Here is a 21,963-nt window from a genome sequence, read left to right as displayed (position 1 = left end):
TCCGGGGCTTGCAAGAGCCGGGGCCTTCCCCACGTCTTTGAACAGACATACGCCCCCGATGCGGCCGGACCGGTCGTTTGACAGTCGGAGTGTCAGGCTCGCCAGCCGCTGACGTATGCCTCTTTTAATGGGAGGTTTACTATGTCGGACTTTCGGTTTTTTGGCATTCATCGAACATGGGAGGACTGGTGCGGCATGCTGCTTGGCGTGCTGATCGTGCTGTCGCCGTGGCTTTCCACGCAGACTGGCCAGGAAACTGGCGGCGCGGAGCGTAGCTACGTGATCCTGAATACGCTTACGATCGGCATCCTGGTGTTCGGCCTCGCCCAGCTTGAATATGTGGCGCTGCAGCGTTGGGAGCAGGTGGCGGAGGTCGCCGCCGGTCTTTGGCTGATCGCCTCCCCTTACATGTTCGGCTATTCCGGCGAGGGTGCACTGCGGTTCTGGCATTCAATCCTCGGCGGATTTGTCGTGCTGCTGGCGGCCCTGCAGCTGTGGCAGGACTGGGACCTGAACGATCAGGACATGCTCAAGCACGGGCAATAGCGCAAACGGGTCTGCCGGCCTCGCAACGGGCCGGCAGGCTGCCCGCCCCTCAGGGGATGCCGATAGCGTCTAGCGTCGCGTGCATGGACCATGGCCGGCCCTCGGCCGCGCCCCCTGATATCGCCGATCTTCCAACCGCGACCTTCACCCACGAAATCATAACGCCGGTGGAAATCGCCCGTCCGGCGGGTGATCATGCGGCTCCTGAATCCGTCTTGAGTCGACTTATGAGGGGCATTCCGCCGCCGGTTGATGCTAAGGCGTAGCCGAGCACGTCCATTTCCGGCGCGCTGGTCTGGAGGCGATCATGGCCAATGACAAGGGCCCCAACATCAAGAAGAAGCAGAAATGCAAGAATTGCGAAGGCAAGGGCTTGCTGAAGAAGGGCGACAAGGTGGTGAAATGCCAGCGCTGCGGCGGGACCGGGTTGCGCTGACTTATCCTCCGTGTCGCATGAAGCATGGCGCTCGCTCAGGGCTACTGGGCATTGAGGCGCGGCCGCTGATAGACTTCATACAGCGCGTTATCGATAGAAGGTGGTCCATGCCGGATGGTTTGACAGGAATTGCGATGGGGTATGCGGGGTGACCGAGGCTGTCAGCACAATCGCGCCGACGGGCGGCGTGGCGCGGATGTCGCGCCGGGTCATGAACCTCGCGCATCTCTTGACGCAAAATGCCCGCCGCCACGGCGACCGGCCCGGGTTGATCTGGGGCGACAAGTCCTGGAGCTGGCGCGAGATCGACGCCCGGGTTTCGGCGCTGGCGGCGGCGCTCGCCGAGCGCGGCATCGCCAAGGGCGACCGCATCCTGGTGCATTCCAAGAATGGCGACGAGATGTTCTGGTCGATGTTTGCAGCCTTCCGGCTCGGCGCGGTCTGGGTACCGACCAATTTCCGCCTGATGCCGGACGAGGTCGCCTATCTGGCCACGGCATCCGGCGCCAAAGCGTTCCTGTGCCATGGCGACTTTCCGGACCACGTGGCCGCGGTGAAGGCCGCGAGCCCGGCGCTCGAATTCACCTGGCGGATCGGCGAGGGCGCATTCGGCGAAAGCTCTGTGAGCGAAGTGATCGCGGCTCATGCGGGTGCGAAGTTCGGGAACACAGCGGTCGATTATGACGACCCCTGCTGGTTCTTCTTCACCTCCGGCACCACGGGGCGATCCAAGGCGGCGGTGCTGACCCATGGCCAGATGGCGTTTGTCGTCACCAACCATCTCGCCGACCTGATGCCCGGCACCACGGAGAAGGACGCATCGCTGGTGGTGGCGCCGCTGTCGCACGGCGCCGGCGTGCATCAGCTGGTGCAGGCCGCGCGCGGCGTGCCGACCATCCTGCTGTCGACCGAGCGCTTCGATATCGACGAGGCGTTCCGGCTGATCGCGACCCACCGCGTCAGCAACATCTTTACCGTGCCGACCATCTTGAAGATGATGGTCGAGCATCCCGCCATCGATCGCCACGATCATTCCTCACTGCGCTACATCATCTATGCCGGCGCGCCGATGTATCGCGAGGACCAGAAGGCGGCGCTGAACAAGCTCGGCAAGGTGCTGGTGCAGTATTTCGGGCTCGGCGAGGTCACCGGCAACATCACGGTGCTGCCGCCCGCACTGCACGACCCCGAGGACGGTCCGCAGGCGCGGATCGGCACCTGCGGCTTCGAGCGCACGGGCATGCAGGTCTCGATCCAGGGCGACGACGGTCAAGAATTGAAACCGTTCGAAACCGGCGAGATCTGCGTGATCGGTCCCGCGGTGTTCGCCGGCTACTACGATAACCCCGAGGCGAACGCCAAGGCGTTTCGTGACGGCTGGTTCCGCACCGGCGACCTCGGCCACATGGACGAGGAGGGGTTCGTCTACATCACCGGCCGCGCCTCCGACATGTACATATCGGGCGGATCCAACATCTATCCGCGCGAGGTCGAGGAGAAGATATTGACCCATCCCGCGATCGGCGAGGTCGCGGTGCTCGGGGTGCCCGACCCGTTCTGGGGCGAGGTCGGCGTCGCCGTCTGCGTCGCGCGCGAGGGCGCAGGCGCAGTGACCGAGGCCGAGATGGCCGCGTTCCTGGCGCCGAAGGTGCCGCGCTACAAGATGCCGAAGCGCTTCTTCTTCTGGGATGCGCTGCCGAAATCCGGCTATGGCAAGATTCCAAAACGGCTGGTGCGCGATGAGCTGGAGGCGCGGGGACTGCTCGACCTCACGAAGCAAGCCGATGGCGGTCGCTGAGAAGATGCGAAGCATCCAGCAACCCGGCCCGCCCGTGGCCGCGCGCATCCAGTGGGTCGAGGCGCGCGGCCGCGCCTTTTCCTTCACGCTGCAGGCGGGCGTGCCGCTGCTGGAGGCCGCGCGCCGCGGCTTTGCGGCAGAGGGTTTTGCCGGCGGCACCTTGAACATCCGGGGCGGGGCGCTCGGCCCGTTCGCCTATGTGATGCCGGCCCTGTCGAAGACTGGCGAGAATGCCGCCTTCTACAGCGACACGTTTAGGCCCGCCGGCGTCACCCGCCTCAAGATGGGCGCGATGACGCTGGGTAGCCGCGACGGCGCGCCGTTCTTCCATTGCCACGCGCTGTGGGTTGAGGCCGACGGCCGCGCCGGCGGCGGCCATATCCTCCCCGAGGAGACTATGGTCGCCGAGCCGTTCGAGGTGGAGGCGTTCGGCATCGACGGCGCGCTGTTCATGGCGGAGCTCGATCCCGAGACCAACTTCAAACTGTTCGGGCCGGTGCCCATAGCGTTTTCGAGCGAAGTGGGTACCGGTTCGCGTGAAGAAAACGCGTCAAGAGATGCGGCTGCAGGTGCGGAGACAACGAGCCGCGCCTTCGTGCTGCGGCTGCGGCCGAACCAGGACTTTGCCGGCGCGCTGGAAGCGTTCTGCCGAGAGCGCGGCATCACGCGGGCGAAGCTGCATGGCGGCGTCGGCAGCACCATCGGCGCCCGCTTCACCGGCGGCGGCATCGTCGAGCCGTTCGCGACCGAGTTGATGATCCGCTCGGGTGTCATTTCCGCCGGGGCAGGCGGCGCGCTCGAAGCGGAGCTGGACATAGCCCTGGTCGACTACACCGGCGGCCTCGCCGAGGGCCGGCTCGAGCGCGGCGACAATCCGGTCTTGATGACGATGGAGCTGGTGGTTGAAGTGCTTGACGGCTTTTAGGGCGGGCAAGAGCGCCTCGCGCCGTCCCCACCATCACGCCATGCTCGCCCCAAACTAAAATGTCGAAAACAACCCCATGCAAAGTAAGAATTGCCGGGCCGGGGACGATTTGAGAGATCCTGCGAAAACATTTTGACACGTCGGGCAAATCACCGGCACTATTCCATTATTCCGCAACTTGTAGAGCGCTGCCGGAACCTGATCTTCAGAGAAGCACGGGCAAGCGATCCGTCTTGACGGGATGGCCGGGGACGTCAGCCGTGCAAGACGCTACCCTTTGAATTCAATTCACGGCACCGTCCGGGCAATGCGACACTCGATCCACCATACATCGTTCAGAAGGTGCATTGCCGGGTTGACGCTCGGTCGATTGCAGCGGTTCGCCAGGTTGTCCCGGACCTCATCCCCGCGCAACGGCTTCGCCGTTGTCGCTGGAGGAGCCCGGCTTCGCTACGCCTCGCCGGGCTCCTCAGAGTCTGACTGAAAAAGTAGCCGACGAAATAGGCATCTCAAGCAAAGCTCGTCATGCCCGGCCAAAAGCGCGAAGCGCGTCTTCGCGCTAGACGTGCCGGGCATCCACGTCTTAGCCGCGTCTAGCAAGTGAGACGTGGATGGCCGGGACGAATCCCGGCCGTGACGGAAAGTGAATCATCTTGGTCGGACCTGCAGGGCCAGTACGAAATTGGCGTAGTCGAGCGGGACAAGGGCGCCGTGATCGCCATGCGGGTCAGGCCGGCGGATGCGGTTTGAGCGGACAAACCCGGCCAAGACCGCACTTCCATATGTATCATGTTCCTGTTATGTTCTAGATTAGGAAAGCGACGTCTTAAGGTCTCAACAGAGCGGTGCGGAGCGGGGGCATGAGTTCGAAACGAAAGCGCGACATCAATCTGCCTGCGCCGTATCTCAGGCGCGTCTGGCTCGAGCCGTCGCGCATCGCCGACCGCGAGGCCTATCCGTTCTGCCTGCCGTTCCTGGGCGATGAGTTCGAGCTGAGTTTCGATCGCGCCATCACCATCATCGTCGGCGAAAACGGCACCGGCAAATCCACCTTTCTCGAAGGCATCGCCGTGCTCGCCGGATATGACGAAGCCGGCGGCGGCAAGGGCTACCGGCCGGTCGATCATTCCATGGCGCTGGAGAAGATGGGCGGGCAGCTTTCGAAAGCGCTGCGCGCGAGCTGGCTGCCGAAGATCACCAACGGCTGGTTCTTCCGCGCCGAGAGCTTCTTTTCGGTCGCCAGATATCTCGACGAGGCCGCCCGAGGCGGCGGCGGTATGCCGCCCGACTTCCTCTCCCATTCCCATGGCGAGGGCTTCCTGCGCTTCTTCGAAGAGCGCTGCCAGCGTCAGGGCATCTTCATCTTCGATGAGCCGGAATCCGCGCTGTCGCCCTCGCGCCAGATCGAGTTTCTCAAGCTGATGCGGCGGATGGAAAATTCCGGCCATTGCCAGATCATCATGGCCACGCATTCGCCCATGCTGATGGCCTATCCCGATGCGCGGCTGCTGCGGTTGACCAAGGACGGGCTGGAGCCGGTGACCGTGAAGGACACGGATCACTACAAGGTCATGCGGGAGTTCTGCGATGATCCGGCGGGGTTTGTGGAGGCAGTGATGGAGGAGTGATCGCCCTGATTTTGCGTCCCGCGCTATTTCGGCAACAATTCCGGGGTATATGCGCGCGGCCCCGATTTAGCGGCTTGTGAGTATACATGCCGCCAAGTAGCGTAGAGACAATATACAACCTCGGGGCGGGTCCGATGCGCAAGTTGGGGTTTGTTGTCGCGGCGTCGCTGACGCTTGCGGGATGCGTCTCGCCGTACCTGATCGCTAAGACCGGCAGGATCGGCGGTTCTGTCGTCACCATGTGGGTCGGCGCGGATAAGTTCGTTTACGTGCCGGGCGGTGAGGGAAAGAATTTCGCGTTCGAGACGGCATCGACCGGACGCGTGATCGCTCCTGGCTTGATGTACACCGATGGCGGTTCAATTCCGCGCATCGCCCAGATTTTCAACGGCCTTTCGCCCTGGGGTTTTGGCCCGGCCTATATCGTACATGACTGGATTTTTTTACGGTCGCAACTGCTACGTCGACCAAGAGCCCGCAAAATACAACGACGTGGTGCGTTTCGACGACGTGAACGGCAAGGATGGATCGAAGCCGATCGAGTTCGACGAATCCGCACTCATCCTTGCAGAAGTCATCAAAACGCTGGTCGACTATGGACAGGTTCGCGAACAGGCGCTCGCCGCGGAAATCATCAGCAGCGGAGTCGACGGCCCGATTGCGGCTGGGTTGTGGAACCGGCAGGGCAATTGCGGCGCGCACCGCGTCACCCCGTTCCATATAGCGGTGGTGTGGCTAAGCAACTTCGGTGAGAATGTAACGCCGCCGAAGACATGGAAATTGTCGGAATGGGAAAAGGCGGAAGCGCGCAAGGAATTTCCCCGCGCTTGGCAACATATCAAGTCATTGAGCCAGCAGCAGCCGCCGCCCGACAGAAAACGCAAATTGCTGGGTGACACCATGGTGAGGAGCTAGCGCGGCGCAAAGTATCGCTACCAGCCTACTCCGCCGCCTCGCTCGCCCCGCTTTTCCGCGGCTTCCCCGCCTTCGCCAGCACCGGCGCCAGGAACTTGCCGGTATAACTCCGCGGCGCCTTGACGATATCCTCCGGCGGGCCCCAGGCGACGATTTCGCCGCCGCCGTCGCCGCCTTCGGGGCCGAGGTCGATCACCCAGTCGGCGGTCTTGATGACCTCGAGATTGTGCTCGATCACCACCACGGTGTTGCCCTGCGACACCAGCTCGTGCAGCACTTCCAGGAGCTTCTTGACGTCGTGGAAATGCAGGCCAGTGGTCGGCTCATCCAGGATGTAGAGCGTGCGGCCGGTGGCGCGCTTTGACAGTTCCTTCGCCAGCTTGACGCGCTGGGCTTCGCCGCCGGACAGGGTGGTGGCCTGCTGGCCGACATGGATGTAATCGAGGCCGACGCGGTGCAGGGTCTTGAAGGTTTCGCGTACCCGCGGCACCGCCTTGAAGAAGTCGGCGGCTTCCTCGACGGTCATGTCGAGCACGTCGGCGATGCTCTTGCCCTTGAACAGCACTTCCAGGGTTTCGCGGTTGTAGCGCTTGCCCTTGCAGACGTCGCAGGTGACGTAGACGTCGGGCAGAAAGTGCATCTCGATCTTGATGACGCCGTCGCCCTGGCAGGCTTCGCAGCGGCCGCCCTTGACGTTGAAGGAAAACCGGCCGGGCTCGTAGCCGCGCGCCTTGGCTTCGGGCAGGCCGGCGAACCATTCGCGGATCGGGGTGAAGGCGCCGGTATAGGTGGCGGGATTGGAGCGCGGGGTGCGGCCGATCGGCGACTGGTCGATGTCGATGATCTTGTCGATATGCTCGAGCCCCTCGATGCGGTCGTGCGGGGCGGCGCCCTCGCTGGCGTTGTTGAGTTTGCGGGCGATCGCCTTGTACAGGGTGTCGATCAGCAGCGTCGACTTGCCGCCGCCGGAGACTCCCGTGACGCAGGTGAACAGGCCCAGCGGAATCTCCGCCGAGACGTTCTTCAGATTGTTGCCGCGGGCGTTGACCACCTTGATGGTGCGGCGATGGTTCGGCGGCTTGCGCTCGGGGATTTCCACCGATAACTCGCCGGTGAGATATTTTCCGGTCAGCGATTTCGGATTGTTCATGACGTCGGCAGGCGTGCCCTGGGCGACGATGTTGCCGCCATGGACGCCGGCGCCGGGGCCGACGTCGACGACGTAGTCGGCCAGCCGAATGGCGTCCTCGTCATGCTCGACCACGATCACGGTGTTGCCGAGGTCGCGCAGCCGCTTCAGGGTTTCCAGCAGACGCGCATTGTCGCGCTGGTGCAGGCCGATCGAGGGCTCGTCCAGCACATAGAGCACGCCGGTCAGCCCGGAACCGATCTGCGAGGCGAGGCGGATGCGCTGGCTTTCGCCGCCGGAAAGCGTGCCGGAGGCGCGCGCCAGGGTCAGGTAGTTGAGGCCGACGTCGAGCAGGAACGACAGCCGCTCGCGGATTTCCTTCAAGACGCGGCCAGCGATCTCGTTCTGCTGCGCGTTCAGCGCCTTCGGCACGGTCTCGAACCATTCGCCGGCGCCGCGCACCGACATTTCCGAAATCTCGCCGATATGCTTGCCGCCGATCTTGACGCACAGCGCCTCCGGCTTGAGCCGGTGACCGTGGCAGCCTTCGCAGGGAACGTCGGAGAAATATTTTGCGAGTTCCTCGCGGGCCCATTCGCTCTCGGTCTCGCGATAGCGCCGGTTGATGTTGGTGACGACGCCCTCGAACGGCTTTTTGGTGTCGTAGGAGCGCACGCCGTCTTCATAGGAGAACTTGATTTCATCCTCGCCGGAGCCGTGCAGCAGCGCCTGCTGCACCTTCTTCGACAGGTCCTTCCACTTGGTGTCGAGCGTGAACTTGTAGAACTTGCCGAGCGCGGTCAGGGTCTGGATGTAATAGGGCGAGGACGATTTCGCCCACGGCGCGATCGCGCCCTTGCGCAAGGTCAGTTCCTTGTCGGGAATGACCAGGTCCTCGTCGATGTGCTGCTCGACGCCGAGGCCGCCGCAGGCCGGACAGGCGCCATAGGGATTGTTGAACGAGAAAAGTCGGGGCTCGATTTCGGGAATGGTGAAGCCGGAAACCGGGCAGGCGAATTTTTCCGAAAACAAAATCCGCTCCGGCCCGCTCTTGTCGTGGATCTTTGCGACTTTCTTTGTCGCCTCCTCACCCTTCGAGACGGCGCTACGCGCCTCCTCAGGGTGAGGGAGAGAGCCCCGCTTGGTTGCCTTCGATCGTCGCGCTCCGTCCTCATCCTGAGGAGCGCCCGCAGGGCGCGTCTCGAAGGATGATGGCTGAGGAGCCGGCGCGTCGGCATATTCGATCACCGCGAGGCCCTCGGCGAGCTTCAGCGCAGTCTCGAAACTTTCCGCCAGCCGCTGGCCGATGTCCGGCCGCACCACGATGCGGTCGACCACGACATCGATGTCGTGCGGGAATTTCTTGTCCAGCGTCGGCGCTTCCGAAAGCTCGTAAAACGTGCCGTCGATCTTGACCCGCTGGAATCCCTTCTTGAGATAGTCGGCGAGCTCTTTCCTGTACTCGCCCTTGCGGCCGCGCACGACCGGCGCCAGCAGATAGAGCCGGGTGCCCTCGGGCAATGCCAGCACCCGGTCAACCATCTGCGAGACGATCTGGCTTTCGATCGGCAGGCCGGTGGCCGGCGAATAGGGCACGCCGACGCGGGCCCACAACAGCCGCATGTAGTCGTAGATCTCGGTGACGGTGCCCACCGTCGAGCGCGGATTCTTCGAGGTGGTCTTCTGCTCGATCGAGATCGCCGGCGACAGGCCGTCGATCTGGTCGACGTCGGGCTTCTGCATCATCTCCAGGAACTGGCGCGCATAGGCCGACAGCGACTCGACGTAACGCCGTTGTCCCTCGGCATAGATGGTGTCGAAGGCGAGCGAGGATTTGCCGGAGCCGGACAGGCCGGTGAACACCACGAGCCTGTCGCGCGGGATCTCCAGGTCGACGTTCTTGAGATTGTGCTCGCGAGCGCCGCGGATCGTTATCGCGCGCGTGGCGGATGCGGCGTTCTGTTGGCGCTTCGCCCTGATCACTTCATCCATATCGGATTCCCAGGCGCGTTGATCGCGCCGCGTTCAGGCGCGCATCTTCCGGAAGCCGGGGATCGGACGCCAATGGGTGAGTTCGGAACATAGGAAGAACGCGCAGCGATTTCCAGTGTTCCGTGCAGGCCATCAACGGATAGTTTTGCAATCAACCGCAATGGCAGCAGCTGGCAGCGTCCCGCAAACAAGCAGCGTCCCGCCAACAAAAAGGCCGGCGCGAGGCCGGCCTTTCGTAGCTCAATCGGGAAGCGGTCGAGAAGATCAGTACTTCGCGACGACCGGGCCACCCCAACGGTAGTTGATGCGGGCGGTGACGATATCCAGGTCCTGACCGATGCGGTCGACCGGCGAAGCAACCGGGGTGATCTGGTTGAAGGTGATGTCACGACCGCCCATGAAGGCGTGATCGTACTCGATGCCGACCGACCAGTTCGGAGCGAAGCCGTACTCGAAGCCGACGCCGACCACGCCACCCCAGCGGGTCTCGGAAGCGGTGCCGTTCACGGCGCCGCCGGTCAAACCGTAGCTGTACTTGTCGCTGACGACAGCGGCGCCGCCCTTGACGTAGAGCAGGGCGTTGCTGAAGGCGTAGCCGACCTGGCCGGTGAAGAGACCGAACGCTTCGACCTTGGTCTTGTTGGTGATGGTGGGGAACACGAGGCTGACATTGGAGCCAGTCAGGTCAGCCCAGTTGCCCTGCGCTTCCAGGCCGAACACCCAGGAAGCAGCCTGCCAGCGATAGCCGATCTGTCCGCCGACGGTGCCGCCGGTTGCATCATGGCAGCCTTCCGCGACGTTGGTGGCAAGGCGCGCAGTGGCCTGGCCGGAGAAATCCCAGCACTTGTGGCTCCAAGCGCCGCCGCCGTTGACGCCGATGTAGAAGCCGCTCCAGTCATAGACTGCGGCGATCATCGGGGGGGCCTTGGCGTAGGGGCGGGCAGCGAGATCGGCGGCCGATGCCGGAGCCGACAGGCTCAGCGCCACCAGACCAACAGTACCCAGCAAAATCTTCTTCATCGTAGTCTCTCCAGTTTTGATCCGCTAACTTTGGTCCCGAAGCGGTTTTGAATAATCGGTGCGAGCGCCCAAGCGATCTAAGTTCCTGCATACCTATACCCGATTCCGCGCAAAAAGCCGTCTCCCAAATGCAACACTCGCCAGCGAAGTGAATTGTGGCAAGTTAGTGATTTGTTTACCGAATTCCGGAGCCGGCAGGGAACCCAAGGTAACTGCGACCGCTGCCGGTGCTGATGGCGCCGCCAGAGTAGAGTATGGTTTGTGCTCTGCAGCACAAGAACAAAACTGGAACGCGCGATCCGGGAATGCTATAATGTGGATAACCGGGGATCGCCGGGCTCGCGGGACCGGTGAGCGTATAGGGTCGTCCCCAATGTGGCCCCGAGAGATCTCGAAGGCGCGGCGGCGGCTCAGCCGGCGTCCGGATCGGGCGGGGCTTGTGGTTTTGCCAGTGGATTCGAAGAGTGGAGAGCGGCGATGGCGGGAAGCGTGAACAAGGTGATTCTGGTCGGTAACCTCGGCAAGGATCCGGAAATCCGGCGGACCCAGGACGGGCGGCCGATCGCCAATCTGAGCGTGGCGACCTCCGAAAGCTGGCGCGACAAGGCCACCGGCGAGCGCAAGGAAAAGACCGAGTGGCACCGGGTGGTGATTTTCAACGAGGGCCTTTGCAAGGTCGCCGAGCAGTATCTGAAGAAGGGCGCCAAGGTTTACATCGAGGGCCAGCTGCAGACGCGCAAATGGACCGACCAGAGCGGTGTCGAGAAGTACTCCACCGAGGTGGTGCTGCAGGGCTTCAATTCGAACCTGACCATGCTCGACGGCCGCAGCGGCGGCGGGGGCGGCAATTTCGGCTCCGATGATTCCGGCAGCGATTTCGGCTCCAGCGGGCCCTCGAGCGCCGCGCCCCGGCGCGCGGTTGCGGCGGCCGGCGCGCGCAACAGCGACATGGACGACGATATTCCGTTCTGACGGCTCCGGCGAGGGTCGCCGGCAGGCGGCCTTCGCCGGCGGCGCGGAGAGGGCGGAACCGTGCGGCGATTGATCTTGACATTGGAAAGATAGATGTAAATACTCCTTACATTGATCTTCCGGCCATGACGCGTGGTTTCAGATGGCCTCTGAGGTGTCCCGAATGTCGCTCGCACCGCTGTTGAATGCTGCTCCCGAAGTCCAGATTCACGCCTTTGCCGCGATGGCGGCCTTTGCCCTCGGCGCGGTCCAATTGGCTGCGCCGAAAGGCACGCTGCCGCACCGGACGCTGGGCTGGATCTGGGTGGTGCTGATGCTGGTGATCAGCGGATCCTCGTTTCTGATCCACGGCATCAAGATGTGGGGACCGTGGAGCCCGATTCACCTGCTGTCGGTGGTCACGCCGATCATGCTGGTGGCCGCCGTGCTGGCGGCCCGCGCCCACCGCGTCCGCGCTCACCGGATCGCGATGACATGGATCTTTGCCGGTGCGCTGCTGCTCGCCGGGCTGTTCACGCTGGTGCCCGGACGGATCATGCACGACGTCCTTTTCGGCTCATAGGGAGCCCGCCAGGGGGAGTGGGGCGCCTTGCGGCTTTCGGCCGGTTTGGGAGCTGGATTCTCGGGCCCGGCGGGGCCCCGCGCTGGTGCCATAAGTCCATGAAAAAACAAAGGGAAAAACCTCTGGCGTAAACCACTTAAGGGTGGTTTGAAGGCGTTTGAACTGCTATATGATTCGAAGCCAAAACTGACCGGATTTCCCCTTTGTCTGACCCTGAAGATACGAAGCCCGGCGAGCCGCCGGCGCCTTCGGATATTCGTCCCGTATCCATCCTCGACGAGATGAAGCGCTCCTACCTCGATTACGCCATGAGCGTGATCGTGGCGCGTGCGCTGCCCGATGCGCGCGACGGCCTGAAGCCGGTGCATCGCCGCATTCTCTTCGCGATGTACGAGAACGGCTTCGAATGGAACAAGCCGTATCGCAAGTCGGCGCGCACCGTCGGCGACGTCATCGGTAAATACCATCCGCACGGCGACCAGTCGGTCTACGACGCGATGGTCCGCATGGCGCAGGAATTCTCCATGCGCGTGCCGCTGATCGACGGCCAGGGCAATTTCGGTTCGGTCGATGGCGATATGGCCGCCGCGATGCGGTACACCGAATCCCGCCTGACCAAGATCGCGCAGTCGCTGCTCGACGACATCGACAAGGACACCGTCGATTACCAGGCCAACTACGACAATTCGGAGAAGGAACCGTCGGTCCTGCCGGCCAAGTTCCCGAACCTGCTGGTCAACGGCGCCGGCGGCATCGCGGTCGGCATGGCGACCAATATCCCGCCGCACAATCTCGGCGAAGTGATCGACGCCTGCGTGGCGCTGATCGAAAATCCCGCGCTCACCATCGACGAACTCATCAACATCGTTCCGGGTCCTGATTTCCCGACCGGCGGCATCATCCTCGGTCGCCAGGGCATCCGCTCCGCCTATCACCTCGGCCGCGGCTCGATCGTGATGCGCGGCAAGGTTTCGATCGACACCATCCGCAAGGACCGCGAAGCGATCATCATCTCGGAAATTCCCTACCAGGTGAACAAGGCCACCATGGTCGAGCGCATCGCCGAACTGGTGCGCGAGAAGAAGATCGAGGGCATCTCCGACCTGCGCGACGAATCCGACCGCGACGGTTTCCGCGTCGTCGTCGAGCTGAAGCGCGACGCGATGCCCGACGTGGTGCTGAACCAGCTCTACCGGTTCACGCCGCTGCAGACCAATTTCGGCGCCAACATGGTGGCGCTCGACGCCGGCCGCCCGCTGTTGATGAACCTCAAGGATCTCTTGACGCTGTTCATCGCCTTCCGCGAACAGGTGGTCACGCGCCGTACCAAGTTCCTGCTCAACAAGGCCCGCGACCGCGCCCATATCCTGGTCGGCCTTGCGATCGCGGTGGCCAATATCGACGAGATCATCCGCGTCATCCGGACTTCGCCCGATCCCAACACCGCGCGCGACACCCTGATGTCGCGCGACTGGGCGGCCAAGGACGTCGCGGCGATGATCACGCTGATTGACGATCCGCGCCACCGGCTCAACGCCGACGGCACCGCGCGGCTGTCGATGGAGCAGGCCAAGGCCATTCTCGACCTGCGGCTGCAGCGGCTCACCGCGCTCGGGCGCGAGGAGATTTCCGAAGAGCTGGACAAGCTGGCGGTGGAAATCGCCGATTACCTCGAGATCCTGCGGTCGCGGGCCCGGGTCCAGGCCATCATCAAGACCGAACTGGCCGATGTGAAGTCGGAATTCGCGACCCCGCGCAAGACCGTCATCGTCGAGCAGGAAGGCGAGGTCGAGGACGAGGACCTGATCCAGCGCGAGGACATGGTGGTCACGGTCTCGCATGCCGGCTACGTCAAGCGCGTGCCGCTGTCGGCCTATCGGGCCCAGCGCCGCGGCGGCAAGGGCCGCGCGGGGATGCAGACCCGCGACGAGGATTTCGTTTCGAGGCTGTTCGTGGCCTCGACCCATACGCCGGTGCTGTTCTTCTCGTCGCGCGGACAGGTCTACAAGGAAAAGGTCTGGCGGCTGCCGATGGCGGCGCCGAACGCGCGCGGCAAGGCGATGATCAACATCCTGCCGCTGGAGCAGGGCGAGCGCATCACCACCATCATGCCGTTGCCCGAGGATGAATCCTCCTGGGGCAATCTCGACGTGATGTTCGCCACCACCGGCGGCAATGTCCGGCGCAACAAGCTGTCGGATTTCGTCGACGTCAGGCGTTCCGGCATCATCGCCATGAAGCTCGACGACGACGAGGCGATCGTCGACGTGCAGATCTGCACCGAACGCGACGACGTGCTGCTTACCGCCGCCGGCGGCCAGTGCATCCGCTTTCCCGTCACCGACGTGCGGGTGTTTTCCGGCCGCACCTCGATGGGTGTTCGCGGCATCGCGCTGTCCGGGGGCGACAGGCTGATTTCGCTCTCGATCCTCAGGCATGTCGAGGCGACGTCGGACGACCGGTCGGCCTATCTGAAGATGCGCCGCGCCGTGGCGGGCGAAGCTGTGGCCGAAGAGGGCGCGGAAACCGACACCGAGGAAACCTCGGGCGCCATCCAGCTCAGTTCCGAGCGTTATGTCGAGATGTCGGCGCAGGAGCAGGTGGTGCTCACGGTGTCGGTCAATGGATACGGCAAGCGCACCTCGTCCTACGAATACCGGACCACCGGCCGCGGCGGCAAAGGCATCGTCGCGATGTCGGTCAACAACCGCAACGGCAAGCTGGTGGCCTCGTTCCCGGTCGAGGATGGCGACCAGATCATGCTGGTGACCGACAAGGGCCAGCTGATCCGCTGCCCGGTCGAGGGCATCCGGATCGCGGGCCGCTCGACCCAGGGCGTCATCGTGTTCGACACCGCCGAGGACGAGCATGTGGTGTCGGTCGAGCACATCGGCGAGGACGCCGAGAACGGTAATGGCAGCGCGAGTGGCGATTGAGCGAATGGCGAATAGCGAGTGGCATTCCAATTCGCTACTCGCCATTCGCCTCGCCAGAATCAATGAGACCCTCGGGGGGCATCCCGAGGGTCTCAATCCAGAGCAACCTGGCAGACTAAATCGGTATGGGCGGCGCCGTTATGGCGTGCGGTCGGCGGTGACCAGCCGGGCTTCCCGGATCACGGTCTTCTTGCCGGCGACGCGCAGGCAGGAGGCCTCGAAATTCGGCCAGGCCTGCTGCGAGCAGCTGGCGCCGACCGGGCGGATGTCGAGGCGGTCGCCCTTGGCGAGGGCTTGCGGCACGCTGGCTTCGACCTGCGGGGCAAAGCCGGGCAGAACGGTCAGTCCTGCTGCAATAAGCGCAGCGATAGCGATGGCTGAAAATGCCTTGATCATGACGGTCCCCTGTCATTGGGCCTTCTTGGCCCGCCGTTTCGTTGGTTAATGGATAGCCAGCGCCGGTTTCCGGACGTCTTCGCGGCTATCGAAAATGGTTTCGTCCGGCCGGAGTTTTGTTTCGTGGCCCGTCCGGGGACGAAACATTGCCGGCCCGCCCAATGAGACGCCGCGACGGCGGGGGTGGTTCGGTGGCCGACCTGAAATAGAACCCGCATCCGTGGGGAACCGCCCGGCTTGCCCGGTCGCCCGGGGCGGGGTAGACGGGGTTTATGCCCCGCATTGCACTGTATCCCGGCTCATTCGACCCCGTTACCAATGGCCACCTGGACGTGGTTAGCCACGCCGTCGGGCTGTGCGACCGCCTGATCGTCGCGATCGGCGTCCATCCCGGCAAAAAGCCGCTGTTTTCGATCGAGGAGCGCCTGAACATGGTCCGGGCGGTATTCGAGCCGGTGGCCCGAAAGGCCGGCTGCGCGTTCGACTGCACCACCTATGACAACCTCACCATCACGGCGGCGCAGAAAACCGGGGCGGCGATCATGATTCGGGGCCTGCGCGACGGCACCGACCTCGACTACGAGATGCAGATCGCGGGCATGAACGAGACCATGGCGCCCGGGGTGCAGACGGTATTCGTTCCGGCCTCGGTGGCGGTCCGCCCGATCACCGCCACACTGGTGCGCCAAATCGCAGCCATGGGGGGCGACGTCTCGGCGTTCGTCCCGCCGGCGGTCGCGGCCGGCCTCAAGACTAAATTCGCCACCTGACCCGCTTTCTCTGATCCGGAGTTTTCATGATCCGAATTCTTGGCCTGATCGCCGCGCTGATCCTTGCGGCCCCCGCGGTCGCGCAACCGCTGCCCGCCAATCTCGACAAGGCAAATGCCGTTGTCATCGATACCACCAAGGGCCGCATCGTCATCAAGCTGCGCACTGACCTCGCTCCGCAGCATGCCGAGCGGATCAAGCAGCTTGCGCGAGAAGGCTATTACAACAACGTGCCGTTCCACCGCGTGATGGATGGCTTCATGGCGCAGACCGGCGACGGCCAGAATTTCAACGGCACCGGCGGTTCGAAATACCCCAACCTGAAACAGGAATTTTCCAAGGTGCCGTTCACGCGCGGCATCGTCGGCATGGCGCGGCGCGGCGACAGCGTCGATACCGCGAACTCGCAATTCTTCATCATGTTTGCCGATGGCTCCGGTCTCAACGGCCAGTACACCGTGATCGGCGAAGTGGTTTCGGGAATGGACGTGGTTGACAAGCTCAAGAAGGCGCCGCCGGGCTCGAGCAGCGGCGCGGTCACCGACCCCGACAAGATGGTGAAGGTGCAGGTCGCATCCGACATCAAGTGAACCATGGCGCCGCCGCGCAGCAAGCCGGTTCTCTGGTTTGCCGCGCTGCTCCTGCTGCTGCCGCTGTCGACCGCCCCGGCGCAAGGCCGGCCAGAGCGGCTCGACACCATCAGGGACGTGTTTGCAAGGCTGCATTCCTGCTGGAAACCGCCGCCGGCCTCGCGCGCCAATCCGATCGACATCACGGTGATCGTCAGCTTCAACCGCGAGGGCGCCATCCTCGGTCACCCCAGGATTACCTATGAATCGGCAAACGCCACCGACAAGGACCGTCTGGCGTACCGCATCGCCGTCATGGAGGCGTTGCAACGCTGCACGCCATTGCCATTTACCGAAGGACTGGGCGGCGCCGTAGCCGGCCGGCCCTTCGCGGTTCCATTCAGATACCGTAAGAAAACCCCACTCAAACCCGCAGAGCAGAGAGCATGGCTGACACCGAAAATACTTTGATCCTCGAAACCACCCAGGGGCCCGTCACCATCGAGATGCGTCCCGATCTTGCACCCGGCCACGTCGCCCGGATCAAGGAACTGGTGCGCGAGGGCTTTTACGATGGCATCGTGTTCCATCGTGTGATCGAGGGCTTCATGGCGCAGACCGGCTGCCCGCAGGGCACCGGCACCGGCGGTTCCGGCAAGAAGCTCAAGGCCGAATTCAACAAGGAGCCGCATGTGCGCGGCACCACCTCGATGGCGCGCGCCGCGAGCCCGGATTCCGGCGACAGCCAGTTCTTCATCTGCTTCGACGACGCCTCGTTCCTCAACGGCCAGTACACGGTCTGGGGCAAGGTCACGTCAGGCATGGAGAACGTCGACAAGATCAAGCGCGGCGAGCCGGTGCAGAACCCGGACAAGATCGTCAAGGCGCGCATGGCGCTCGACGCGGCGTGATATAAACCGTCATTCCGGGGCATGCGAAGCATGAACCCGGAATCTCGCGCTAACAACCTCTAGATTCCGGATTGCCGCGCTCATGCGCGGCCTCCGGAATGACGTGCCAGGCTCATGCGCACCGATCTCTTCGACTTCGAACTTCCCGCCGACAGCATCGCGCTGCGCCCGGCGAGTCCGCGCGATTCCGCACGGATGCTGGTGGTGCAGGGCGACGGCGTGTTGCGCGACCGCATCGTCGCGGATCTTCCGCAATGGCTCGAGCCCGGCGATCAGCTGGTCGTCAATGACACAAGGGTGATACCGGCCCAGCTGCGGGGCCGCCGCATCGGCCGCGATACCGAACCGAAGATCGAGGCGACGCTGATCAAGCGCCTCGACGGCTCGCGCTGGCAGGCGCTGGTCAAGCCGGCCAGGAAGCTGGCGCCGGGCGACGTGATCCGCTTCGGCAATGAGGGCAAGGTCTGCCTGCTCGGCCATCTCGACGCCGAGGTCGAGGCCAAGGGCGAGGAGGGCGAGGTCACGCTTTCCTTCTCCTTCCACGGGCCGGCGCTCGACCAGGCGATATCGGATCTCGGCAGCCCGCCGCTGCCGCCCTATATCGCCTCCAGGCGCGCGCCCGACGAGCGCGACGCCGCTGACTACCAGACCATGTTCGCGGCCAACGAGGGCGCGGTCGCGGCCCCCACGGCAGGGCTGCATTTTACCGACGCGCTGCAGGCAGGCTTGCGCGAGCGCGGCGTCGGGATCCACCGCGTTACCCTGCATGTCGGGGCAGGGACCTTCCTGCCGGTCAAGGTCGAGGACACCGCCGGGCACAAGATGCACTCCGAATGGGGCTCGGTGTCGCGGGATACCGCCGAGGCGCTGAATGCGGCTCGCGCCGATGGCGGCCGCATCGTCGCCGTCGGCACCACCTCGCTGCGGCTCTTGGAAAGCGCCGCCGCGGAAAACGGAACGATCCAGCCGTTCGAAGGCGAAACCGCGATCTTCATCACGCCGGGCTACCGGTTTCGCGCGGTCGATATTCTCCTGACCAATTTCCACCTGCCGCGTTCGACGCTGTTCATGCTGGTGTCGGCGTTCTCGGGCCTCGACACCATGAAGCGCGCCTACGCCCACGCCATCAAAACCGGCTACCGATTTTACTCCTATGGCGACGCCTGCCTGTTGTTTCGCTCTCGTGACTAGGGCCATTTCCACTTCAGATGCTCCATCCTTCGAGACGCATCGCTTCGCGATGCTCCTCAGGATGAGGTCTCAGTCCCTCATGGTGAGGAGCGCGTCTTCGCGCGTCTCGAACCATGAGGCCCCGCGAGAAGCGTACTGGTTCGGGCAAGCTGGAAAACGCTCTAGCGATTGCGCAGCGCTATCCGACCGACAACAGATCAGAGCGCGCCGAGGATGGCCCATCGGGGATCGCAGAACTCCCTCACGGCCGCGGTGACTCCGCTGCTGATGATGTCCCGGCGTTCAGGCGAGTCCATCTTGAGCTCTTCGTCCCGATTGATGATCGAGCCCGCCTCCAGGAGAACGGCAGGCATCCGGGTCGTTCGCAGCACGACGAGCTCATCGTAGCTGTAGACGCCGGTTTCCTTGTTCAGCAACGGACGCCGGTGCCGGCCCATGATGGCCTGGCTGTATTGCTCGGCATATTGCAGGCCCTGCGCCTTCATTTCCTTGCCGAGCAGTTCGGCGAACGAAAGGCTCGTCTTGAAGTCCGGATTTCTGCGCGAGACGAAGACGGAATAGCCGCTGAAGCGGTCGCTGAAACGGCTTTTCCTGCCTTCGAACTCCCATTCCTCGAGGAATTTGTTGGGCACGGAATCGTGGTGGATCGACAGGAAGAGATTGGCCTGCAGATCGTTGGCCGCGGCGACGCGCTTGACCAGGCTGCGCCTGGCCTTGCCCTCGGTCAGTAGCAACATGGTCTCGGCAAAGCCTTCGGCCTTCAATTTCTGCTCGATCCGCTGCGCAAGGCGATGATTGAAGACGAACTCGGCGACGTTGCGGGCGCTCATCGCGCCTTCCGACTCGGCGGTATGTCCTACATCGAGAACGATCCGGAATTTCGAGGGATCGCATGTTGGTGCGCCCGGCCTCAGGGCGGAAGGGCTCAAGGTGACCGGACCCAGGGCGGCAAGCCTCACATTGCGGGGCTTTGACGAGGCGGCAGGCTTCGCCGGGGCAGTTCGCTTCACCAGGGCGGCTCGCCTTGGCGAGGTGGCGTGCTTTGGCGAGGAATGATGCTTGGGCGATTTACCGGGCTTTGCCGAGCTTTTGAAGACATCCGACAGCCAGCCGGCATCGCTGACCTCGATGGGCAAAAGCGCCAATGCGGCCATCGCGGCGATGATGGTGCGGCGGCGGTGCCGGACGCCAAAGCCTGACCCGGTGAATTTTCTCGCTAGCGACAGCAATCCCTGCTTTCCCCCGGAGCGATGATCTGTTCGCGCCTCATGACGGCGTGGCGGCCCTGGACGAATTCCAGCAGGAATTATGAACCATGAACGGCTGAAAACCTATTGCGCGCCGGATTGGGGCGGATGGGTCAAGAAAACCTCTTTAAGAGCAAATAGATATCGCTCCTGCCGGGCGCGCTTTTTCGCCCCTGCCGGATTGGCGCCGGCCGACTTCAACCCCTTGAGCCCTTCTTGATCTCGTCGAATTCAAAAAGCGCTCGTTCAAACTTGGCGTTGAAAAGCCACATCGCATCGAGAATTTCGAGGAAGGTCGCGGATGTTCGTGCCCGGTCGGCCTGTCCGAAGGCGAAGACGCTGTTGTTTCGCAGATACCCCATGATCGTCGGGTCGGAAATTCGATAGCTGAGCAGGTCGCCTGACCTCAGTGCGGACCTGGTCGGGGTCGGAATGATCTGGATCAGTTCAAACAGCTTCATTTGATCGATCGGACCTGGCAGCGTCTTCACGATTGCCGGAACTTGCGGGAAAATATCCGCGTGTGCGTTCATGAGGGCGTCCCGCACGGCGGTCCAGTGGTTGAACCGATGGTCCAGATGGTCAACCCGCGCCTCTTCCTTGTCGTCGCGAAGGCTCAGTGCGGGATCAAGGGCTGCGATCGATTGCTTTATTGCTGCCCACTTCCTTCGGCCATTTTGATCTTCGGATGGGCCGGTTTGAAAACTTCCCTTGTATTTGTTCGAGCGCGCATTCCCCACGTTCTGATGGCCATTCGTCTCGGCAAAGAACAGCCCCAGGGCGATACGGCCTGCGGCTTCGGCATTCGCCGCATCGAGGCCCTTGGCTCGCGCAATGACCATTGCCAGATCGACAACGTCCTTGAACGGCGTATCTGATTTCTGCGCGTTGCCGGGCGGCGCTTCCATGTGGTCGAAAAGCTTCCTGTACTCGTCGATCAAGGGCTCGTTGCCGGCGTCAAAGTACGCCGGAGGGATTCCGAATTTGTTGGGCCGTCCGATCCTGGACGGAAGCACGTCGGTGAGGTCCTTGTAGGCGCTCATCATGCCGTTGCGTGCAAGATAGAGAGCCTGTCCCGGCAAGTTCGGCAGCCCTTGTCTTGCGTTGATCTGCGCGCGCCGCTGGCCCAGGATCGACTCGAAGTTTTTCAGTGTGTTGTCGTAGGTATTGAGCGCGTCCGATTGCTTTTTTGTCAGTGCGCCCGGCTGCGCCATGGCAGGGGACATCAAGCCGAGATTGCCGATGGCGATGGAAACCGCCGGCGTGAACAAAAGTCCGAGCGCGAGCGCTGCCGCGGGCGCAGCGGTATGACTTCTTGTCTCCATGGCAATCTCGCAATGCCTGTGTTTCACCGGATACCACTCATCGGATCGTAGACAACGAACGCGCCGCTTGGCGAGGCCAAAGCCCCCAAATCCGATGCAATGTCCGCTATTGGGCGCGAACCGGAGGTGACGGGCGCGCTGCCGGCGAGTGGCGGATCACGCTTCGCTGATCCGCCCCACGGACTGCTTTGTGTAGAATTGGCGGTGCCTTGCATCAGTTACATCACACCGCGGTACAGTATCCATAGATGCGTCGTGCCATCTCTGAGCCTATCGATGGCTCGGTGAGCGGCGATCTCATCACGCGTCACGCCGATGTCCTTCAACTCCCTGTCACTCAGGTCGTGCAAGCTGGCTCGTAACCTATGGCGTTGACGCTGCTCCTGAAACGCACGCCAATATCCCTTGAGCAAGCTCAAGACGCTCCGCGTCGATGCGGCCGGTGGTCCAGCCGCTTCCTTTTCCGACAAGGCGTCTCTCAGCGCCACGATGGACGCATCGGGGCGCGCCGCTGCCAAAGCTTCGCCCATCGCGTCTTTCACCAACGCGATGGAGAGGTCGGGGCCGAGCCCTGCGGCATCGCGCCCGATCTCGGATGTGAGGTTCGTCTGTTGGGGTGGCATCGGATGCTCCTGCTGTTGCGCCGGCAGGGAGCGTGGCCAAACAAAAGGCCCCGTCCGATGCCGGCGGGGCCT

The 21,963-nt window shown here is 63.3% G+C and carries 20 protein-coding genes; 14 read left to right on the top strand and 6 right to left on the bottom strand.

The window, feature by feature from the left end:
- The first annotated feature begins 141 nt into the window (after positions 1–141).
- The 6 genes from KMZ68_RS14405 to KMZ68_RS26235 all read left to right on the top strand — a co-directional run bounded on the left by KMZ68_RS14405 (position 142) and on the right by KMZ68_RS26235 (position 6,085).
- Complete coding sequence (locus KMZ68_RS14405; protein ID WP_215611965.1) at positions 142–546, top strand: SPW repeat protein; 405 nt, start codon at positions 142–144, stop codon at positions 544–546.
- Positions 547–853: 307 nt separating this feature from the next.
- Complete coding sequence (locus tag KMZ68_RS26140) at positions 854–982, top strand: hypothetical protein (RefSeq protein ID WP_256441534.1); 129 nt, start codon at positions 854–856, stop codon at positions 980–982.
- A 196-nt stretch (positions 983–1,178) separates the two neighbouring features.
- On the top strand, positions 1,179–2,780 hold the full coding sequence (locus KMZ68_RS14400; RefSeq protein ID WP_215616337.1) for an acyl-CoA synthetase: 1,602 nt from the start codon (positions 1,179–1,181) through the stop codon (positions 2,778–2,780).
- A gap of 4 nt (positions 2,781–2,784) precedes the next feature.
- The gene (locus KMZ68_RS14395; protein ID WP_215616336.1) at positions 2,785–3,705 is read left to right on the top strand and encodes a PCC domain-containing protein; all 921 of its coding nucleotides are present in this window, start codon (positions 2,785–2,787) and stop codon (positions 3,703–3,705) included.
- A gap of 860 nt (positions 3,706–4,565) precedes the next feature.
- Positions 4,566–5,333: an AAA family ATPase gene (locus KMZ68_RS14390; protein WP_215611964.1), complete on the top strand. Its 768-nt coding sequence runs from the start codon at positions 4,566–4,568 to the stop codon at positions 5,331–5,333.
- Between the two features lie 86 nt (positions 5,334–5,419).
- Entirely contained in the window at positions 5,420–6,085 is a 666-nt protein-coding gene (locus KMZ68_RS26235; RefSeq protein WP_215611963.1) for a DUF1353 domain-containing protein, read from the top strand.
- Between the two features lie 188 nt (positions 6,086–6,273).
- Here KMZ68_RS26235 and uvrA read toward each other — a convergent pair whose 3' ends face one another.
- Complete coding sequence (gene uvrA / locus KMZ68_RS14380; protein WP_215611962.1) at positions 6,274–9,369, bottom strand: excinuclease ABC subunit UvrA; 3,096 nt, start codon at positions 9,367–9,369, stop codon at positions 6,274–6,276.
- A gap of 264 nt (positions 9,370–9,633) precedes the next feature.
- Entirely contained in the window at positions 9,634–10,389 is a 756-nt protein-coding gene (locus KMZ68_RS14375; RefSeq protein ID WP_215611961.1) for an outer membrane protein, read from the bottom strand.
- 477 nt (positions 10,390–10,866) lie between these two features.
- On the opposite strand from KMZ68_RS14375, the gene KMZ68_RS14370 reads away from it, so the two are divergent.
- The 3 genes from KMZ68_RS14370 to gyrA all read left to right on the top strand — a co-directional run bounded on the left by KMZ68_RS14370 (position 10,867) and on the right by gyrA (position 14,859).
- Positions 10,867–11,361, top strand: a complete 495-nt coding sequence (locus KMZ68_RS14370; protein ID WP_215601875.1) for a single-stranded DNA-binding protein — start codon at positions 10,867–10,869, stop codon at positions 11,359–11,361.
- A 163-nt stretch (positions 11,362–11,524) separates the two neighbouring features.
- Positions 11,525–11,923, top strand: a complete 399-nt coding sequence (locus KMZ68_RS14365; RefSeq protein WP_215611960.1) for a DUF2306 domain-containing protein — start codon at positions 11,525–11,527, stop codon at positions 11,921–11,923.
- Between the two features lie 203 nt (positions 11,924–12,126).
- Positions 12,127–14,859, top strand: a complete 2,733-nt coding sequence (gene gyrA, locus KMZ68_RS14360) for a DNA gyrase subunit A (protein ID WP_215611959.1) — start codon at positions 12,127–12,129, stop codon at positions 14,857–14,859.
- Between the two features lie 138 nt (positions 14,860–14,997).
- Here gyrA and KMZ68_RS14355 read toward each other — a convergent pair whose 3' ends face one another.
- Positions 14,998–15,255, bottom strand: a complete 258-nt coding sequence (locus tag KMZ68_RS14355) for a hypothetical protein (RefSeq protein WP_215611958.1) — start codon at positions 15,253–15,255, stop codon at positions 14,998–15,000.
- 272 nt (positions 15,256–15,527) lie between these two features.
- Here KMZ68_RS14355 and coaD point away from each other — a divergent pair, with 272 nt between their 5' ends.
- The 5 genes from coaD to queA all read left to right on the top strand — a co-directional run bounded on the left by coaD (position 15,528) and on the right by queA (position 18,696).
- The gene (coaD, locus tag KMZ68_RS14350) at positions 15,528–16,025 is read left to right on the top strand and encodes a pantetheine-phosphate adenylyltransferase (protein WP_215611957.1); all 498 of its coding nucleotides are present in this window, start codon (positions 15,528–15,530) and stop codon (positions 16,023–16,025) included.
- Between the two features lie 26 nt (positions 16,026–16,051).
- A complete protein-coding gene (locus KMZ68_RS14345; RefSeq protein ID WP_215611956.1) occupies positions 16,052–16,615 on the top strand; it encodes a peptidylprolyl isomerase in 564 nt (187 codons plus the stop codon).
- Positions 16,616–16,618: 3 nt separating this feature from the next.
- Positions 16,619–17,065, top strand: a complete 447-nt coding sequence (locus KMZ68_RS14340; protein WP_215611955.1) for a TonB C-terminal domain-containing protein — start codon at positions 16,619–16,621, stop codon at positions 17,063–17,065.
- Positions 17,041–17,505, top strand: a complete 465-nt coding sequence (locus KMZ68_RS14335; protein WP_215611954.1) for a peptidylprolyl isomerase — start codon at positions 17,041–17,043, stop codon at positions 17,503–17,505. The genes KMZ68_RS14340 and KMZ68_RS14335 overlap by 25 nt, the downstream gene beginning before the upstream one ends.
- A 114-nt stretch (positions 17,506–17,619) precedes the next feature.
- Entirely contained in the window at positions 17,620–18,696 is a 1,077-nt protein-coding gene (gene queA, locus KMZ68_RS14330) for a tRNA preQ1(34) S-adenosylmethionine ribosyltransferase-isomerase QueA (RefSeq protein ID WP_215611953.1), read from the top strand.
- A 197-nt stretch (positions 18,697–18,893) separates the two neighbouring features.
- On the opposite strand, the gene KMZ68_RS14325 is transcribed toward queA, so the two are convergent.
- From KMZ68_RS14325 to KMZ68_RS14315, 3 genes are all read right to left on the bottom strand, one after another.
- On the bottom strand, positions 18,894–19,526 hold the full coding sequence (locus KMZ68_RS14325) for an N-acetylmuramoyl-L-alanine amidase family protein (protein ID WP_371741330.1): 633 nt from the start codon (positions 19,524–19,526) through the stop codon (positions 18,894–18,896).
- 614 nt (positions 19,527–20,140) lie between these two features.
- Positions 20,141–21,268 carry a hypothetical protein gene (locus KMZ68_RS14320; protein ID WP_215611952.1) on the bottom strand — a complete coding sequence of 376 codons (1,128 nt, stop codon included), beginning with the start codon at positions 21,266–21,268 and terminating at the stop codon, positions 20,141–20,143.
- A gap of 218 nt (positions 21,269–21,486) precedes the next feature.
- A complete protein-coding gene (locus KMZ68_RS14315; protein WP_215611951.1) occupies positions 21,487–21,891 on the bottom strand; it encodes a DUF1127 domain-containing protein in 405 nt (134 codons plus the stop codon).
- Positions 21,892–21,963: the final 72 nt, after the last annotated feature.

Source organism: Bradyrhizobium sediminis (genome assembly GCF_018736105.1).
In the GTDB taxonomy this organism is placed as follows: domain Bacteria; phylum Pseudomonadota; class Alphaproteobacteria; order Rhizobiales; family Xanthobacteraceae; genus Bradyrhizobium.
This window is presented reverse-complemented; position numbering and strand designations above follow the sequence as displayed.

Coding starts and splice junctions, on each gene's coding strand:
- KMZ68_RS26140 (WP_256441534.1), top strand. CDS start 854: ATGGCCAATGACAAGGGCCCCAACATCAAGAAGAAGCAGAAATGCAAG.
- KMZ68_RS26235 (WP_215611963.1), top strand. CDS start 5,420: ATGCCGCCAAGTAGCGTAGAGACAATATACAACCTCGGGGCGGGTCCG.
- KMZ68_RS14395 (WP_215616336.1), top strand. CDS start 2,785: ATGCGAAGCATCCAGCAACCCGGCCCGCCCGTGGCCGCGCGCATCCAG.
- uvrA (WP_215611962.1), bottom strand. CDS start 9,369: ATGGATGAAGTGATCAGGGCGAAGCGCCAACAGAACGCCGCATCCGCC.
- coaD (WP_215611957.1), top strand. CDS start 15,528: ATGCCCCGCATTGCACTGTATCCCGGCTCATTCGACCCCGTTACCAAT.
- KMZ68_RS14390 (WP_215611964.1), top strand. CDS start 4,566: ATGAGTTCGAAACGAAAGCGCGACATCAATCTGCCTGCGCCGTATCTC.
- KMZ68_RS14325 (WP_371741330.1), bottom strand. CDS start 19,526: ATGAGCGCCCGCAACGTCGCCGAGTTCGTCTTCAATCATCGCCTTGCG.
- KMZ68_RS14365 (WP_215611960.1), top strand. CDS start 11,525: ATGTCGCTCGCACCGCTGTTGAATGCTGCTCCCGAAGTCCAGATTCAC.
- KMZ68_RS14355 (WP_215611958.1), bottom strand. CDS start 15,255: ATGATCAAGGCATTTTCAGCCATCGCTATCGCTGCGCTTATTGCAGCA.
- queA (WP_215611953.1), top strand. CDS start 17,620: ATGCGCACCGATCTCTTCGACTTCGAACTTCCCGCCGACAGCATCGCG.
- KMZ68_RS14370 (WP_215601875.1), top strand. CDS start 10,867: ATGGCGGGAAGCGTGAACAAGGTGATTCTGGTCGGTAACCTCGGCAAG.
- KMZ68_RS14375 (WP_215611961.1), bottom strand. CDS start 10,389: ATGAAGAAGATTTTGCTGGGTACTGTTGGTCTGGTGGCGCTGAGCCTG.
- KMZ68_RS14320 (WP_215611952.1), bottom strand. CDS start 21,268: ATGGAGACAAGAAGTCATACCGCTGCGCCCGCGGCAGCGCTCGCGCTC.
- KMZ68_RS14335 (WP_215611954.1), top strand. CDS start 17,041: ATGGCTGACACCGAAAATACTTTGATCCTCGAAACCACCCAGGGGCCC.
- KMZ68_RS14405 (WP_215611965.1), top strand. CDS start 142: ATGTCGGACTTTCGGTTTTTTGGCATTCATCGAACATGGGAGGACTGG.
- KMZ68_RS14340 (WP_215611955.1), top strand. CDS start 16,619: ATGGCGCCGCCGCGCAGCAAGCCGGTTCTCTGGTTTGCCGCGCTGCTC.
- KMZ68_RS14345 (WP_215611956.1), top strand. CDS start 16,052: ATGATCCGAATTCTTGGCCTGATCGCCGCGCTGATCCTTGCGGCCCCC.
- KMZ68_RS14400 (WP_215616337.1), top strand. CDS start 1,179: ATGTCGCGCCGGGTCATGAACCTCGCGCATCTCTTGACGCAAAATGCC.
- KMZ68_RS14315 (WP_215611951.1), bottom strand. CDS start 21,891: ATGCCACCCCAACAGACGAACCTCACATCCGAGATCGGGCGCGATGCC.